This window comes from Burkholderia sp. LK4 (assembly GCF_001043615.1).
GTDB lineage: Bacteria > Pseudomonadota > Gammaproteobacteria > Burkholderiales > Burkholderiaceae > Burkholderia > Burkholderia cepacia.
Map to the genome: position 1 here is coordinate 65,333 of NZ_LDUL01000107.1, position 16,184 is coordinate 81,516.

Below are 16,184 nucleotides of genomic sequence, written 5' to 3' on the forward strand. Positions count from 1 at the left end.
ATTCTCCTTTGCCTGGTCGAGTGGCTTGCGACGTAATGTCGTGCAGCCGGTGGAAAGGAGAATACGGATCGGACGTTATTGTCGAAATAGAATCGTTTGAAATCCATCATTGCATGAATGCAACGATGGACGCCGGCTGATCAACTGCGCCGATGGATCATTTCGGCCACCGCCATGTTGGCTCGGAAAGGTGCTCGGCAAAATAATCCGACAGCGCCGCGACTTTCGCGGGCCGCGCGCGCGCCGACGGCGTAACGAAATAAAGACCGCCCTTCGTCAGCGACCAGTCGGTCAGGATCGCCTCGAGGCGGCCATCGGCCAGGTATTCGCCCGCGATGAATTCAGGCAGCTCGGCGATCGCCAGGCCATCGAGCAGCGTCGGCAGCAGCGCATCGGAATTGGTCACGCGCAGCGGGCCCGTCGGCATCACCGGTTCCTCTTCGCCTCGGTCGTTCGTGAAGCGCCATACAGCGCTACGCGCGCGGTACGCGTACGAGAGACAAGGACGATCCGCCAGTTCGCGCGGATGCGTGGGCCGTCCTTCACGCCTCAGATATTCCGGCGACGCCACCACGAATTGCGTCACTGCGCACAACCGCCGCGCGACCAGGGATGAATCCGGAAGCGCGGCGATACGCAGCGCGGCGTCGAATCCATCGGCGACCAGATCGACCGACGCATCCGACAGATGCAGGTCGATCGAGACCTCCGGATAAGCGCGAAAAAAGCCCGGCAGCAGCGGCGCAACCCAGCGCAGCCCGTACGACATCGGCACGGCCAGACGCACCAGCCCGCGCGGCTGCACCGACATTTCGCGCGCCGAGCTTTCCGCTTCCTCGGCCTGTCGATAGATCTCGCCCGCTTTCTCGCTGATTGTCCGGCCGAACTCGGTGAGCGAGAGCTGGCGCGACGTGCGATTGAACAGCCGTGCGCCCAACCGCTCCTCCAGGCGGGCGACACCGCGCGAGACCGTGGCGACCGACACCCCCGTCGCACGCGCGGCAGCCGCAAACGACCCGTGCTCGGCCACCTTCGCGAACATCGCCAGCCCCTCGAAATCAGGTAGTTGAGCCATTTCCCCTCATCATTTCATTTATGCAACGTTTGATTGCGATTAATTCTATTTCGAAAAGATCGGGCCGTCGATATTCTCCACACATCGCAGTACGCAACACCGAACGCAGTGACCCACTTACCAACCGCAAGGAGAATCACCATGGCACGCAAACTCGACAACAAGATCGCACTCGTCACCGGCGCAACCAGCGGTATCGGTCTCGCCACCGCTCAACGCTTCGCGGCGGAAGGCGCTCACGTCTATCTCACGGGCCGCCGCCAGGCCGAACTCGATGCCGCCGTGCAGGGCATTCGCGAAGCCGGCGGCAAGGCGACCGGCGTACGTTCGGATTCCACCAGGCTGGATGAGCTGGACGCGCTGTATGCGCAAATCAAGGAAGAACAGGGGCACCTCGACGTGCTGTTCGTGAACGCCGGCGGCGGCTCGATGCTGCCGCTCGGCAGCATCACCGAAGCGCACTACGACGACACCTTCGACCGAAACGTGAAGGGCGTGCTGTTCACGGTGCAAAAGGCGCTGCCGCTGCTTGCCGAGGGCGCATCGGTGATTCTCACCGGCTCGACGGCGGGTAGCGCAGGCACCGCGGCGTTCAGCGTGTATTCGGCTTCGAAAGCGGCGGTGCGTGCCTTTGCACGCAGCTGGATTCTCGACCTCAAGGAGCGCCGCGTCCGTGTGAACACGATCAGCCCGGGCGCGACTCGCACGCCCGGCCTGCTCGACCTCGCCGGTGACGACGCCGCGCAACGGCAAGGGCTTGCCGATTACCTGGCTTCCCTGATTCCGATGGGGCGCCTCGGTGAACCGGAAGAGATCGCCGGCGCGGCGCTGTTCCTGGCCTCGGACGACGCGAGCTTCGTGAACGGCATCGAATTGTTCGTCGACGGCGGCCAGCAGCAGATCTGAGCCAGGCTGAGCACGCGGGGTGTGGTGGACGCGGTCTTCGACGATCGCGATCCACGCCCGGCGCACTGGAATCGAGCATCGTCATGATTGAACATCGGCCTTTTCCTTCGCTTGACGCAATCCGGCGCGACGGCGTCGATGTCCGCCAGCATTTCCGCGCGGGCGACGTCGGGCACGCCGACCATGCGCCGCTCGGTCCGCTCCATATGTGGAACGACATCGAATTCGCGCAGCACGCGGGACTCGGGCTTCGTGCTCACCGCGACGTCGAGATCGTCACGTGGGTACGTTCGGGGGCCATCACGCACGAAGACGATGCGGGCAATCGCGCGCGCCTGGTTGCCAACTGCGTCCACGTGATGAGTGCCGGCACGGCGATCCATCATGCCGAGCGCAACGAGGAAAACATACCCGCGCGGCAGTTCCAGATCTGGCTCCGTCCGCACACACCTGCCGGTACACCGCGCTGCTCGACGCGCGTCTGTTCGCCCGGATGTCGCGAGGGCCGATTCGTTACGCTGGCGAGCGGCGATCCGGAGGATGTCCGCGCCGGCGCATTGCCCATTCACGCCGACGCACGTTTGCGTATCGCGACGCTGCGCGAAGGCACGGCAATGCAGCACGTTTTGCCGATGCCCGGTTCGGCTTACCTGGTTGCGGATCATGGGCGACTGGACGTAGGGCCGATCAGGCTGGCGCAACGCGATGGCATTGCCGTTCGCAATGAAACGCGGCTCGTGTTGAGGGCGCGAGACGACACCGATGTCGTGATTGTCGAGCTCTTACGCTAGGACAACGGCTCCATCAGGGCGTGCCGCAGCCCCATTCATTGCTGTTTCTGCATTCGGGAAAACGCGCCTGTGAGCGTTGGGTGGCTGTTTTGGGGTGAACTGCAGACGTTGATACTGACGTTGCCTGTGGCGGAGATGGGCCGAACCGAGTCAGCCGATCTAACGCTGTCTATTTGGCCCAATCCAGCCTTGTACAGTTGACGCAGCGCCGTCGTTCGCGTTTCGGGGTAGCGCTCACGTTGACCGGATTGCCGACGCTCGCTTGCATCGTGGCGTCATCGTTTAACAATACTGTCCGATAATGGCTCCCGGCCAGAGTGCCATGTTCATCCACGTCACAGGAGCATCGCGATGCCATACGTCACAACGAAGGATCACGTCGAGATTTTCTACAAGGACTGGGGCCCGAAGGACGCGCAGCCCATCATGTTCCACCATGGCTGGCCGCTGTCGAGCGACGACTGGGATGCGCAGATGCTCTTCTTCGTCCAGAAGGGCTACCGCGTGATCGCGCACGACCGGCGCGGCCACGGCCGGTCGGCGCAGGTGTCGGACGGCCACGACATGGATCACTATGCGGCCGATGCGTTCGCGGTCGTCGAAGCGCTCGACCTGCGCAATGCGGTGCATATCGGCCACTCGACCGGCGGCGGCGAAGTGGCGCGCTACGTCGCGAAGCACGGCGAACCGGCCGGCCGCGTCGCGAAGGCGGTGCTGGTCAGCGCGGTGCCGCCGCTGATGCTGAAAACCGATTCGAACCCCGAAGGCTTGCCGCTCGAGGTGTTCGACGGTTTCCGGAAGGCGCTCGCCGACAATCGCGCGCAGTTCTTCCTCGATGTCCCGAGCGGCCCGTTCTACGGGTTCAACCGCGAAGGTGCAACCGTGCATCAGGGCGTCATCCGGAACTGGTGGCGGCAGGGGATGGAAGGCAGCGCCAAAGCGCATTACGAAGGCATCAAGGCGTTTTCGGAAACGGACCAGACCGAAGACCTGAAGTCGATCTCCGTCCCGACGCTCGTGCTGCATGGCGAGGACGACCAGATCGTGCCGATCGCGGATGCCGCGCTGAAGTCGATCAAGCTGCTGAAGAACGGCACGCTGAAAACCTATCCGGGCTATTCGCACGGGATGCTGACGGTCAACGCGGACGTCCTCAACGCCGACCTGCTGGCTTTCGTGCAGGCGTAACGGTGACGCTCGGCGCAGGCCCGCTTCGGCGGGCTGCGTCGTTTTTGGACGGCTGGCGGCACCCGGTAACCGTGGCCGGTAGCGCCCGTCAGCGCCTGTTGCACCGTCGCCCAGGCGGCCGCAGGATTCAGCCCGGCCCGTTGAAGCGGATGCCCGGAAACGTCAGGCGCGGCATCCGGCCTTCCAGGAACGCGAGGAGTTCGCGCACCTGCGCGGCTTTGCCGGAGTCGTCCGGCCAGACGAGGTAGTACGCGTCGCCGGTATTGACGGCCGTCTTGAACGGCAGCACGAGTTGCTTCTCGTCGATTGCCGTCGCGCACAGCGCGAGATCGCCGATCGAGATGCCGTGGCCGGCGATGGCCGCCGCGATGCCTTGTTCGAGCATGTCGAACACCTGCCCGCGCGTGATGTCCACGTCCAGGTCGTGGCCGCTGCCCTTGAGCCAGCGGCGCCAGTCGCGCCGGTCGGGCGACGGGTGGATCAGCTCGCACGCCGCCGGATTCGTGCGTGCGACCGTCGCGGTCGCACGCGAGCACACCGGAATCAGCCATTCGTCGAACAGCTTCACGCACTGCGTGGCCTCGCCGAACTTGCCTGTGCCGAGCAGGATCGCGCAATCGTAGGATTCGCTGAAGAAATCGACGGTGTCGACATCCATCCACACGCTCGCGATCTGCACCTCGAATGTGGGCCGCGTGTCGCGAAAGGCGGCCAGCGCGTCGAGCAGCCAGCGCATCGTGAGCGTGGACGGCGCCTTGAGCCGCAGCACGTCGCGTTGCGACTGGAACAGCATGCAGGCTTCCTCGATCTGCCGGAAGCCGCGCCGCAGGCCCGACGCGAAAATCTGCGCTTCCGCCGTGACGGTCATCCTGGGGCCGCGCCGGACGAACAGTTTCCGGCCGAAGTAGGCCTCGAGCGTCCTGACGTGCTTGCTCACCGCGCTCTGTGTGAGGCTCAGTTCTTCGGCGGCAAGCGTAAACGAGCCGGTGCGCGCGGCGCTTTCGAATGCGCGCAACGCGTAGACAGGGGGGAGCGGTTTGGCCTTCACGGGGCTTGAATATGAATAAAACTCATGTCATTCGACAGGATTTTCCGTTTTTCAGCAGCGGGCCGGGCACGCGATACTGCAAAAAACCGTGCAATCCGCCGCGCTGAATCCCGATGATGCCATCGTAGCGCGCATGCGCGTCGATCCATCCAACAACTTTTTGTCATGGCACTCCATTACCCGCTGCTGTTCGCCTATCTCGCCGCGATCGTGCTGCTCATCGCGACGCCCGGCCCCGTCGTCATGCTCGTGGTCGGCACCGTCGCGCGGCGCGGGTTCCGCCAGGGCATGCTGACCGCGGTGGGCGCGAATGCCGCGAGCCTCGTGATGATCGCGGGGGCGATGCTGATGGTGTTCGGCGTCGTGCTCGTCAGCGATCGCCTGCTCACGGGGTTGCACGTGGCGGGTTGCGTCTTCATCGCGGTGCTGGCCGTCCGGACGCTGCTCGGCGAATGGCGCGCCGGCCGTACGCGCGGCGCCAACGGTGCCGCGCCAGGCGAACCGGCGTCGCAGGCGTGGCGCTTGCCGGGGGTGGTGCGTGGTTTTCTCGTCGGCATCGCGAACCCGAAGGACCTGCTGTTCTTCGTCGCGTTCTTTCCGCAGTTCGTCGGCATCACGCCGGATTCCCGCGTGAGCCTGGCCATCCTGGCCGTGCTGTGGATCGCGGTCGATTTCACGATCATGACCGGCTACATGGCCGCGATCAACCATCCGCTGATTCACCGCAAGCAACGATGGATCACGGCCTCGTCGGCGGGTGCGCTGCTCGTGATTGCGCTTGCCGGGCTCGGCGGCGCGATCGCGGGTGGTGCGTAAGCCAGCGGACGATCTGCGTGACGTTTCGTTTGTCCTGTTTTTTGTCGAGTTCAATCATGTCCAGCGCCGCTCCGACTTTCTCCGAGCACCTCTTTTCCTATGGCACGCTGCAACTCGAACCGGTGCAGCTCGCCACCTTCGGCCGCAGGCTCGACGGTCGCGAGGATGCGATGCCCGGTTACGCGATGACGATGCTGAAGATCGACGATCCGGAGGTGGTCGCGACGAGCGGGAAGACGCATCATCCGGTGGTGGCTTATACCGGCCGACCGGGCGACCGCGTCACGGGCACCGTGTTCGCGATCACGCGCGAGGAACTGCAGCACGCGGACGACTACGAAGTCGACGCGTATCGCCGCGATCGCGTGTTGCTGGAATCGGGCGTCAGCGCGTGGGTGTACGTGGATGCGGGCTCGCCGCGCCCGGAATGAATCCGGGGCACGGGAACGATCGACGTCGTCGCGTGTTTCCCGCTACCCGTTGCGCAGGAACACGACATAACCGCGGAACCACGGGTTTGCCGCGAGGTAGGGCGGCGCATCCCATTCGCCGCCCTGGATGATGCCGATGCGAAACGGCAATTGCAGCCGCGCGACGCGCGGCAGGTAGTCCGCATAGTCGGGGATCGTGCGGCGGCCCTGGTAGGTCTGCACGACGACTTCGTCGACGATCCCCCTGAGCTGGTTGACCTGGTCGGTATCGATGCGGCTGCTCCAGTCGAGCAGCCCCGTGATGCTCAGCCGGCAATCGGCGGGCAGCGTCTCGCGCAGCGTCCGCAGGAATTCGAGGTAGTCCTGCAGGTGGCGCGTGCGTGCATCGAAGTCGATCTGGATACCGGTGATCGTGCGACCCGACGCCCGCCAGCGTTCGAGTTGCGCGAGCATGATCTGCGTGACGCGCGGCGTCCAGCGCAGCGTATGCGCGCGATAGACGAGCCACACGCGCGCATGCGGCGCGGGTGGCAGCGCGACGCCCTGCGCGATCACGCGTACTTGCGACTCGTCGCGCGGGGAGGCCTCGATCTGCCCTTGCAGCACGTAGACGGCGCGGGCGCCGCGCACGACCGCCTGCGGCTTCACGCCCGCCCACAGCCAGAACGTGTCGTACTGCGCGGCATCGACGGTGCCGGCCAGCGCGACGCGTCCGGCCAGCAGCAGCGCCATACACGTGACATACGCGACAATCGCGACATTCGCGACACGCTTCACGCGGCGCTTACCAGTAGTAGCGGAGTTTCTGCGCCCACAGGCTGCCCGCGTAGCTGGCCTTCAGCGTATCGAACCAGCGCTTGCGCACGTTCTTCGGCACGTCCTTGCCGCCGCATTCGTTGGAGCCTGCCGGCGCATAGCACCTGATCGCGCGGTAGTACGCATACGCGCGGTCGTTCGGGTTCGCCTGCGTATCGGCCATCACCGTCACGTAGCTCGACATCCGCTCGTACGGCTTGCCCGCGAACTGCGACGGCGCCGCGCCGAGCGTCGGCGGTACGCGCGCGGCGGTCGCCGACGACGCGTTGCGCATCCACGGAGGCACCGCATCGCCTTCGAGGTTGGCCGTGAGCGGGTTGACGCGCACGAAATCGGCGAGGCAGTTCAACCCTTTCGCGTCGGCCGGATTCTGCTGGAGCGTCGCCGCGATGTCGCGCGCGGACGGGCACGTGTAGCCGTCTTCGTTTTTCGCGCCGGGCGCGACGAACGGCTTCAACGGATCGGCAGGCGTGCCGGACACCAGCGCGGCGTCGGCGATGAACTCGGCGTAGTGCGAACGCGTGAGTTCCTTGTACAACAGCGTGTACAGCGCGGTGTCGCGCAGCGCGCTGCCGGCCGCGGGGTTTTGTGCCTGCGCGCGCAGCAGGTCCGCATTGGCGGCGCGCCGCAGCAGCACGGCGCGGATCGCGGCGTTCTGCACGGGCGAATCGTCGGCGAACGCGTCGTTGACGAGCCCGGCCTGTTCCAGGTTGATCGCGAGCGCGAGTTCCAGCGCTTCGCGCTGGAAGCGGAATTTCGCGAGCGGGATCAGGTCGCGCCACAGCTGGCGCGCCTTGTCGGCCTGGCCGCTATCCTCCAGCGCGAACCCGCGCAGCGCCTGCTGGCTCAGGCCGAAGTAGTCGAGCGGCTCGGCGGGCGCCTGCGGCAGCAACGCGAGCGCGGCGTCCGGCTTGTGGCCGATCTGGACATACCAGGTCGCGAGCAGGTAGTCGTAGAGCGCGGGCGCGTTCGCGAAGCGCGGCTTCTGCGCCTGCAGTTCGTCCAGGGTCAGCGGCTTGCTGCGGCTCGAATCGCTGTTGTCCGACGTGCGCATGCGCAGCAGGTCGACGGTCGCGAGCACGGTCGGCGACTGGATCTGGCGCGCGTCGAATTCCGAGCCGAACAGCAGCTTGCTGTCGAGTTCGTTCGCCAGCTGGATCAGCGGCACGTTCGACGTCGCCGGCGACCAGCGCGCGAGCGCGTGGCCGTACAGGTCGGCCTGCTGCGTGACGTTGCCGCCGAGCCATGCGACCCGCCGCAACAGCCCGTTCGCGGAGGTCGCGTAGCGTCCCTGCGGATAGATCTTCAGGTAGGTGCGAAACACCGTATTCGCGGCGTCGAGCGACACCTTCGTCACGCGGCCGAGCGACGGCGTCGGGTTGTCGTTGTCGAACACGTTGGCCTGCGCGGCGTTCAGCTGCGCGCGCCCGGCCATGTAGAGCCCGGTTTCCTTCAGCCACGGGTTCGCGCTGTGCGACGCGTTCGCGAAGGCCCGGGTCGCGGTAAGGAAATCGGCGCGGTAGAACGCGTTCGTGCCGTCGAGGTACGCGGCGAACTGCTGGCCGAGCGGCGACTTGACCGGCGGTTTCGTCCACGCGGCGCTCGCGCCGCCGGCGTTGCAGGTCTTCTGCGCGATGTCGGCGCGGGCCGCGCGCAGGCGTGCGGCTTCGTCTGCGGGGAGGCCGCCGGCACCGCCCAGTGCGTCGTTGAACGCGTCGGCGCCCGAGTTCATGCTGTGGCAGATGCTGCCTTCGCCGTCGGCGTAGCGGTTCGACGACGCGTCGCTATCCGCCGTGTTGTCGGCCTTGGCGGTCGTGTCAGGCTCCTTCTGCCCGATGTAGATCCACCCGGAGAAGTCCATCGGAAACGGCACGATGATCTGGTTGATCCGGTCTTTCGCGGGGATCGTCTTCGGGTCCGGAAACGCCTGCGCGACCTTGGCGCTGTCGACCATCATCAGCATTGCGTTGATGCGCGTGTCGTTCGCGGGGCTCAGCATCGGCAGGTTGGCGCACGAGTAGGCGGTCTGCCGGAGCGTGGTGGGCGCGTAGCAGCCATCGTCGCCGCTGGCATGGGCAGCCGGAATCCAGAACAGGCCGGCCGCCAGCGCGGCGAACAGGTGTCGGTACAGAAATGGGTTTCTGGGCATTTTTTTCTTGTGCCGGGTGTGGGGCCGCAGCGGCCGGGTCTCTCAGGTGAGGCGTTTTGCCCCGGCGCGTATCGTACCGCACCCGCGGCCCCGGCCGCGAGCGCGCGCAGGCGGGCCGGCGAAATGGAAGTCCACTCAGTGTGGACGCATCGCCACCTTGAATCCGGACCGCCTGAATTAAGATGCAGCCGGCAGCGACGGACCTTCGACGACAGACGTCGGTCGGCGTCCTCGCTGCCGGACGGGGGCGGTCTGCCGAGGGCGGTGTTCGCATCGATCCGCACGACGGAGCCGATCATGACGGGGGGCGAACGGACACCGGTTTTCGTGCCTGTTCAATAGCATTGCTTATCAATATGCCGATCGGTGCGGCACAGCGTGTCGGCGAACGGCAGACGAGAGTACGCCGGAAAGAGAAAAAGAGGATTCCGATGAAACCCATTGCATGGATGGTCATGGCAGCCGCGCTCGCGCTGTCCGCATGCGGCGGTGACGACGTTGCCACGAACGGCGGCGCATCGTTGTCGTCGCCGAACAATCCCGGTTCACCGTCCGGTTCGACCTCGCCCGGCGGCGGTTCGAACGGCGGCTCGAACGGCGGGCCGACGGGCGGCGGGACCACGCAGCCGCAGGCCGGCTGGTCGAAGGCCGCCGCGGTGGACGGCAAGGGGCCGGAAGGCGAGCCGAGCGTGACCATCGACGCGAGCGGCAACGCGCTCGCCACCTGGATGACCAACGGCACGGCCGGCACGACCGGCAACGAGATGTGGGGCGCACGCTATGTGCCGGGCTCGGGCTGGGGAAGCGCGACGCGGCTCGACACGAGCGACGGTTCGCATGCGATGAATTCGCTGACCGGGGTGCAACCGCAACTGGTCGGCAACGCGAGCGGGCAGGCGGTCGCCTTCTGGACCGAGTGGACGCCGGGCCCCAACACGTATGCCCTGTGGGCACGCCCGTACACCCCGAATGGCGGTTGGGGCACCCCGGTCGCACTGGTGCCGGACATGGCCGGTTCGTCCTATTCGGCCGGCATGGACAGCCAGGGCAACGCGCTCGTCACATGGACACAGTCGATCAGCCTGCTCGACACGCGCATCGCGTGGACGCGCTATACGCAGGCCGGACAGTGGTCGCCGACGGCGCTGGTCCAGATGCCGGTGCAGACCGGGCCGGGCGCGGTGACCGGCGATACGGACAACGTGAGGCCGATGCTGTCGGTCCTGTCGTCCGGCCGCGCGGTGCTCGCGTGGCGGCAGACCAACCATACGAAGTCGGCGTTGTGGACGGCCACCTACGACGCGACCAACGGCTGGACCAACGTCAACCAGGCCGTATCGAATACGAGCCTGTTCACGACGATCATCTCGCCGGTCGCCGGCATGGACGCGAAGGGCAACATCACGCTGCTCTGGGGGCAACTCGACGTGACGGGCGGGAAGATCTACACCGCCACGATGTCGCAGCGCTACGTCGCCGGAACCGGATGGCAGCCCTCGCAGCCGGTGGCGCCGGCGATCGCGGAGCCGACGGGTTTCATCGCGACACCGATGCTGGCCGTCAACGAAAACGGCGTGGCCGCGGCGATGTGGGCGGAAGGGGGCGCGGTCCTGCAGGCTAGCGTGTCCGATGCCGGCGGAAACTGGGGGGCGCTGCAGCGGTTGACGGAACACCTGAACGGGGCGGCGCTCCAGTACCCGCCGCTGGTGATCGACGCGGCCGGTAACGTGACCGTCGCCTGGCAGGACACGGGCACACCGAACGCGTCGCTCCTCCTCGTGGCCGGCTATCGGAACGGGGCGTGGAGCACGTCGACGCTGGATCCGCAGGACGGGTCGTGGCCGGCGCTGGCCGTCAATGCCGCGGGGGCGATGGCGCTCGTCTGGCAATCGTTCGTCGCGAACGTCGGCAGCCAGATCCAGTCCAGCTTTTTTACGCCGGGCTCGTAATCGTGCCCCACCGGGAATTCGAAGGAGAAACCATGAAGCAGATCCTGCAATGCGCCGTCACCTTGCGGACGGCGCTGGGCGCGGCGGCGGCCGGCCTCGTGTTGTCCGCGTGCGGTTCGACGCAGATGAACATGGTCGACGTGCAGACATCGACCGCGAAGACGCTCGGGCTCGCGTCGTCGGACGAGATCACGATCGCCAACGTGCAGTACGGGAAGAAGGACGGGCTCGGTGGCCAGAAGGTGAGTTACGACGCGACGACCGGCAAGGGGCGGCGTTTCGGCTGTACGGTGTTCATGATTCCGGGGCTCACGCCGATCGATCGGCCGACGTACAACAACTGGGAATGCCATCCGCAACGCTGATGGCCGCGGCAACGACGGCGCCCGTCGCGAGGCGCCCGTCGACCGCATGGGTGGACGATGTGCCGCGCCGGCCTTGCGCCGGCGCAGTTTGGTCCGATAATCTGCGAACCGATCTATCCTCTCGTGTCGGCTCGATAAAAACACTGTCATGGATCAAGCGGCATTCGTCCCCGTTTTCAAGTTTCGCACCATCGACTACCCCGAGCGGGACAGGTTCCACGTCTGGGTCAAGGACATGCTGTGCGACTGCCGCCTGGAAGACGACGGCGGCCACGGCGCGTTCGACGCGGAAGCGAGCGGCGCGGCACTCGGCCCGCTGATCCTGTCGGGCCGCCACTGGCGATCGCGCGCGCCGGCCTACCGGGTGCATCGGACCACGCGGCGGATCCGCCTCGACGGACAGGATTCGATCCGCTTCACCCTGCTGCTCGGTGGCCGGATGGCCAGCCACACCGGCGGGCCCGAACTGATCAAAGGCGCCGGCGACGTGTTCGTGTACGACGTCGCGCAGATCAACGACTGCAGGGTCGAGGCCGGCGACGTGATCAGTCTGGTCGTGCCCAGGTACCTGCTGCCGAGCCATGCGGCGCAGGCGCACGGGCAGACGCTGACGAGCGGCGTCGGGCGGCTGCTCGGCGACCACATGCTGTCGCTGTTCCGCAATCTGCCGAATCTGCGCACGCACGAGATCCCGAGCATCGTCCAGTCGATGCTGCTGCTGCTCGCCGCGGCCGTCGCCCCGACCGCGCAGGCGCTGCACGACGCACGCGGCCCGATCGACGGGGCGCTGGCCGAGCGGGTCCGCCGCTACATCGACATGCATCTGCTGGAGCCCGACCTCGATCCCGACCGGATCTGCCGCGACATCGGCGTGTCGAGAGCGCGGCTCTACCAGCTGTTCAAGGAAGACGGCGGCGTGATGCGGCAGATCACGCGGCGGCGGCTGCGTCACGCGTACCACGTGCTCGGCGACCCGCAGCGCCGGCATCAGCGCATCGCGGAAATCGCGTGGGCGCACGGTTTTCCCGACGAGAAGTATTTCCACCGGCTGTTCAAGGCGGAGTTCGGCCATACGCCGAAGGAAACGCTCGAATGCGCGGCCGCGCCGATTCTGCTGCCGTGCGATGCGGCCGGCGATCGATGGGGGGATGGCGGCCGGCTGGCAGGATGGACGCTGCCGTTCGGTGTGCTCACCAACTGAGCGGGCCGCGCGTTCCGGACGCCGCGCGGCGGCTCGTTTCGTGCGTCACGCGTACACGCTGCTGGCCGCGCCGCCTTCATCGACCTCGTCGATCGCGGCCCGCAAGTCGTCGATCGCCACCATCAGCTCGCGCACCTGCCGCAACGACGGGTACTGGTGCAACACCGCATGCCATTGCGGCATCGTCAGCAGCGCGTGCCAGACGACGCCGAGGCCGTCAGGGGGGGTATGCGGCTGTTGCGCGAGCGCGCTCGCGTACTCGAGGCTGGCTTGCGCCGACAGCAACTGCATCCGGCTCGCGGCGCCCAGCAGGCGCGGCGTCGCGTCCGCGGACGCATCGCAGCAATAGAGCACTTCCCGTTGCAGCGCGGCGTCGTCGGTCGTCAGCGCCCGCAGCGACGCGCCGTGCACGCGCACCGTGCCCTGGTGCGTCTCGAACGAATAGATCGTGTCCGGGTCGGCCTGCGCGAGCAGGGTCAGGCCGCGCAGCAGCCGCGGCAGGTCGGTCGTCGCGGCATCCGCGGACGCTTTCGCTTCGACGAGGAAGCGCACGTTCCACGCGGGCGCCGGGTCGTCGCCGCGAGGGCGTTCGAGCAGGATCGCGTCCCATTCGGTTTTCGCGCGATCGTGCCGGCCCGGTATCGACGACGGCACGCGCATCGACGTCACCACCCGGTACGTGCGGCGTGCGTCGACGGCGTCGAGCCTGCGGGCCAGCGCGTCGAGCGCCTGCGCGGCCAGCGCTTCGACGGCTGCGCCGCGCTGCTGCGATGCGACGCCCTGTGCAACGGCGACCGAGCTGCCTTCGAGCGGGCCCTGGCGGACCCACAACGCACGGTAGCGGCGCACGTGCTCGTCCGATGCCAGGGCGTCGACACGCAGCAGGCGTTCGAGCGCGGGGCTGTCTTTCAGCTTGACGATGTCCTGTTCGAAGGCCGGGTCGGTCTTCATGTCGGGCAGTGCGAGCAGGTGCCGCAGCGTGTCGTGCAGATCGGCCCACGACGCGCCGGTGGCGGCCGCATGCAGCCGCGCGAGCCCGTCGCGTTGCCACGGCCGGGCGCTGCGCTCGAGCTTGGCGGGGTGCGCGATCGCGTTGACGGCCGAATGCAGCGCGCGACGGTCCTGCTCCGCGTGTGCCGACAACGACGCGTATTCGCGCACGCTCGGCGCATCGTGCCGCAGCACCGCGGCCTGAAACGCGGGATCGCCGGAATGCGTATCCATCGCATCGCGGATCATCCGCGCGAGGGCGTCGATGAAGCGCTGCCGCAGCGCCGCGTCGAGTGTGTGCCCGTCGCTTCGCATCCTGCGCGCTTCCTCGATCACGATCGCGAGCGTAGCGGCCGGGTTCGCGGCGTCGGCCGGCGACGACGCGCTGTCGAGCGGCGGCAGCCGGTAGCGGCGCACGACGGTGCGCAGGGTTTCGTCGAGCAGGGCGGGAAGCGGTGTCAGCGACATGTTCGATATCGGCGTGAAAGCGGTGCGCATGCCAAGAGGTGGGGCGCGGTGCGCGCGGGGATGTGCAACGTTATCACGGTGTGGCCGAAAGAGCGGATGGCAGGGCAGTCGCGCCGGCGCGGAACGCGAGCGCTCGCGGTGTCAGTCCCGCGCGATGTCTTTCGTCAGCGTCTCGATGGTCAGGGTGTGGTCGCGCGGTGTGCCCACACCCGCGTCGAACGGGCCCGTCGTTTCACCCATCGGAGTCACTCTGTGTGAGTTGCTGCGGTTTGTCATGGACGTCACGTCGTCCAGGGATGGTTTCCAGGGATGGTTGAACGGCCGGACGGCGGCGATTGGCGACCGGGGCCGGCCGGTCAGCCGGGCCCGCGCGCCGCGTGCATCAGGCCGTCAACGTCACCGACAAACTGCCGAGCTCGCCGAAGCGAACCGTCAGCGCATCGCCGAGCGGCACGTCGATCGCGCCCGCGTACGATCCGGTCGTCACGATCTGCCCGGCGCGCACCGGGTCGCCGCGCAATGCGAGGAAGTTGACGAGCCACACCAGCGGCTTCAGCGGATCGCCGTCCGGATGGCGGCCGTCGATCGTGCGGTTCAGCGCGCCTTCGAACGACAGCGCCAGCGTCTCGAGCGGCACGTTCAGCCCGTCGGGCACGACCGGGCCGACGCACAGCCCCTGGTTGAATTGCCCGTCGGCCAGCAGCTCGAACTTCGACGCGCGCGCGGGCTCCGCATAGCGGCAGCCGAGCACCTCGAGCACGATGCGCACCTCGCGGATCGCGTCGCGCACGTCCTGTTCGTCGTACGGCTGTTCGCGCGCGGGCAGGTCGCGATCGAGCACGAACGCGATTTCCGGTTCGATCCGCACGATCGGGCCGCCGACGACGCGGTACGGCGCATCGGCCTCGCGGATCGTCGACGCGAAGATCGGTGCGAGGATCACGCGGTCGGGCGGCGGCAGCGCGCATTTCCATCCGCCGACGGGTTCGCCGAGCAGGTCGGCCACGCGCTGCTGGATCGCGAGCGCGGTGTCGATGTCGTCGGGGCGCAGTGCATCGGGCAGCAGCGGGCCGGGCGAGCCGGCATGGCGGGCGGCGACGAGATGCTGGGCGGCGCCGTCCACGCGTTCGGTAGTCGTTGTCATGTCGGTTGAGCGAGTTGAAAGTGGGCCGGCAAATAAGGGCCGGACGAAAGTCGCACATCCGATGATAGCGCCTTCGGCATGGTGACCGCTCGATTCCGGTGCGCGCGGGCGGCGCGCGGCCGCCGCGGGCCCGGCGGATTCCGTCGCGCGCCGGCGGGTTCGACAGGCACGCGTATCGCGCGCCGCATACGCGAAGACGCACAAGGGTGCGGGCTCCGGCGCGTGTGCCGTGCCCTGCGTCGGCCGGTCGCAGCCGGCATGGTCGCTCGCTTGATCGCCGTCAACATTCGAACCCGCCGTCCGCCGATGATGGTGACAGGCCGCGCGCACCCAGCCGCGCGGCAATTCACCCCAGCGAGGTTTGCATGTACAAGAAGATCATGGTGGCCGTCGACGGCAGCGCTTCGTCGAAACTGGCGCTTGCCGAGGCCGTAAAGGTCGCGCTGGCAGGCGACGCGCACGTCAGTGCCGTGTATGTGGTCGACAAGTCGGTGCTGTTCACTTACGCGGGCCGTTTCGATCCGCACGCGCTCGTCGAGGAAATGCGTGACGACGGGCGCAAGGTGCTGCGTGAAGCCGAACAGGTCATCGCGCTCGCCGGTGCGAAAGGCGAGGCCGAACTCGTCGAGACGGAGAGCATCGGCGAGGACATCTCGGAACGCCTGCAGCGCTACGTGAAGGAAGGCGGGATCGATCTCGCGGTGGTCGGCACGCACGGGCGGCGCGGCATCCGGCGCGTGCTGCTCGGGAGTGTCGCCGAGCGCTTCGTGCGCGGCTCGAAGTGCCCGGTGCTGCTGATTCGCGGCGACGATGCCGACGTAGCGGCTGCGGCCGCGTAACCCGGAGG

The 16,184-nt window shown here is 67.2% G+C and carries 15 protein-coding genes; 9 read left to right on the top strand and 6 right to left on the bottom strand.

Annotated features, from left to right (window positions below; genetic code table 11):
- Positions 1-157: 157 nt before the first annotated feature.
- Positions 158-1,075 carry a LysR family transcriptional regulator gene (locus VK92_RS36675; RefSeq protein WP_021157877.1) on the bottom strand — a complete coding sequence of 306 codons (918 nt, stop codon included), beginning with the start codon at positions 1,073-1,075 and terminating at the stop codon, positions 158-160.
- Positions 1,076-1,216: 141 nt separating this feature from the next.
- Here VK92_RS36675 and VK92_RS36680 point away from each other — a divergent pair, with 141 nt between their 5' ends.
- The 3 genes from VK92_RS36680 (at position 1,217) to VK92_RS36690 (ending at position 3,960) form a co-directional block, all read left to right on the top strand.
- Positions 1,217-1,981 carry an SDR family NAD(P)-dependent oxidoreductase gene (locus VK92_RS36680; RefSeq protein ID WP_021157878.1) on the top strand — a complete coding sequence of 255 codons (765 nt, stop codon included), beginning with the start codon at positions 1,217-1,219 and terminating at the stop codon, positions 1,979-1,981.
- A gap of 83 nt (positions 1,982-2,064) precedes the next feature.
- Positions 2,065-2,772, top strand: a complete 708-nt coding sequence (locus VK92_RS36685; RefSeq protein WP_048028429.1) for a pirin family protein — start codon at positions 2,065-2,067, stop codon at positions 2,770-2,772.
- A 351-nt stretch (positions 2,773-3,123) separates the two neighbouring features.
- Positions 3,124-3,960: an alpha/beta fold hydrolase gene (locus VK92_RS36690; RefSeq protein ID WP_021157880.1), complete on the top strand. Its 837-nt coding sequence runs from the start codon at positions 3,124-3,126 to the stop codon at positions 3,958-3,960.
- 127 nt (positions 3,961-4,087) lie between these two features.
- On the opposite strand, the gene VK92_RS36695 is transcribed toward VK92_RS36690, so the two are convergent.
- Positions 4,088-5,008, bottom strand: coding sequence for a LysR substrate-binding domain-containing protein (locus VK92_RS36695; protein WP_048028430.1), 921 nt, complete (start codon positions 5,006-5,008; stop codon positions 4,088-4,090).
- Positions 5,009-5,173: 165 nt separating this feature from the next.
- Here VK92_RS36695 and VK92_RS36700 point away from each other — a divergent pair, with 165 nt between their 5' ends.
- Both VK92_RS36700 and VK92_RS36705 read left to right on the top strand, forming a co-directional pair.
- The gene (locus VK92_RS36700; RefSeq protein ID WP_048028431.1) at positions 5,174-5,824 is read left to right on the top strand and encodes a LysE family translocator; all 651 of its coding nucleotides are present in this window, start codon (positions 5,174-5,176) and stop codon (positions 5,822-5,824) included.
- 56 nt (positions 5,825-5,880) lie between these two features.
- Positions 5,881-6,255, top strand: coding sequence for a gamma-glutamylcyclotransferase family protein (locus VK92_RS36705; protein WP_021157883.1), 375 nt, complete (start codon positions 5,881-5,883; stop codon positions 6,253-6,255).
- Positions 6,256-6,297: 42 nt separating this feature from the next.
- On the opposite strand, the gene VK92_RS36710 is transcribed toward VK92_RS36705, so the two are convergent.
- A complete protein-coding gene (locus VK92_RS36710; RefSeq protein ID WP_048028434.1) occupies positions 6,298-6,987 on the bottom strand; it encodes a DUF3142 domain-containing protein in 690 nt (229 codons plus the stop codon).
- A gap of 52 nt (positions 6,988-7,039) precedes the next feature.
- Entirely contained in the window at positions 7,040-9,220 is a 2,181-nt protein-coding gene (locus tag VK92_RS36715; RefSeq protein WP_048028435.1) for a hypothetical protein, read from the bottom strand.
- 431 nt (positions 9,221-9,651) lie between these two features.
- Between VK92_RS36715 and VK92_RS36720 the strand changes: the two genes are divergently transcribed.
- The 3 genes from VK92_RS36720 (at position 9,652) to VK92_RS36730 (ending at position 12,735) form a co-directional block, all read left to right on the top strand.
- Positions 9,652-11,169: a hypothetical protein gene (locus tag VK92_RS36720; protein ID WP_048028477.1), complete on the top strand. Its 1,518-nt coding sequence runs from the start codon at positions 9,652-9,654 to the stop codon at positions 11,167-11,169.
- A 32-nt stretch (positions 11,170-11,201) separates the two neighbouring features.
- Entirely contained in the window at positions 11,202-11,534 is a 333-nt protein-coding gene (locus tag VK92_RS36725) for a hypothetical protein (protein ID WP_034196211.1), read from the top strand.
- A 148-nt stretch (positions 11,535-11,682) separates the two neighbouring features.
- Entirely contained in the window at positions 11,683-12,735 is a 1,053-nt protein-coding gene (locus VK92_RS36730) for an AraC family transcriptional regulator (RefSeq protein WP_048028436.1), read from the top strand.
- A gap of 45 nt (positions 12,736-12,780) precedes the next feature.
- Here VK92_RS36730 and VK92_RS36735 read toward each other — a convergent pair whose 3' ends face one another.
- Positions 12,781-14,193 (bottom strand): hypothetical protein, encoded by a 1,413-nt coding sequence (locus tag VK92_RS36735; RefSeq protein ID WP_048028478.1) that lies wholly within the window; start codon positions 14,191-14,193, stop codon positions 12,781-12,783.
- A gap of 382 nt (positions 14,194-14,575) precedes the next feature.
- Positions 14,576-15,337, bottom strand: a complete 762-nt coding sequence (locus VK92_RS36740) for a 2-keto-4-pentenoate hydratase (RefSeq protein ID WP_048028437.1) — start codon at positions 15,335-15,337, stop codon at positions 14,576-14,578.
- A 365-nt stretch (positions 15,338-15,702) separates the two neighbouring features.
- On the opposite strand from VK92_RS36740, the gene VK92_RS36745 reads away from it, so the two are divergent.
- Positions 15,703-16,176 (top strand): universal stress protein, encoded by a 474-nt coding sequence (locus VK92_RS36745; RefSeq protein ID WP_021157889.1) that lies wholly within the window; start codon positions 15,703-15,705, stop codon positions 16,174-16,176.
- The last annotated feature ends 8 nt before the right edge of the window (positions 16,177-16,184 follow it).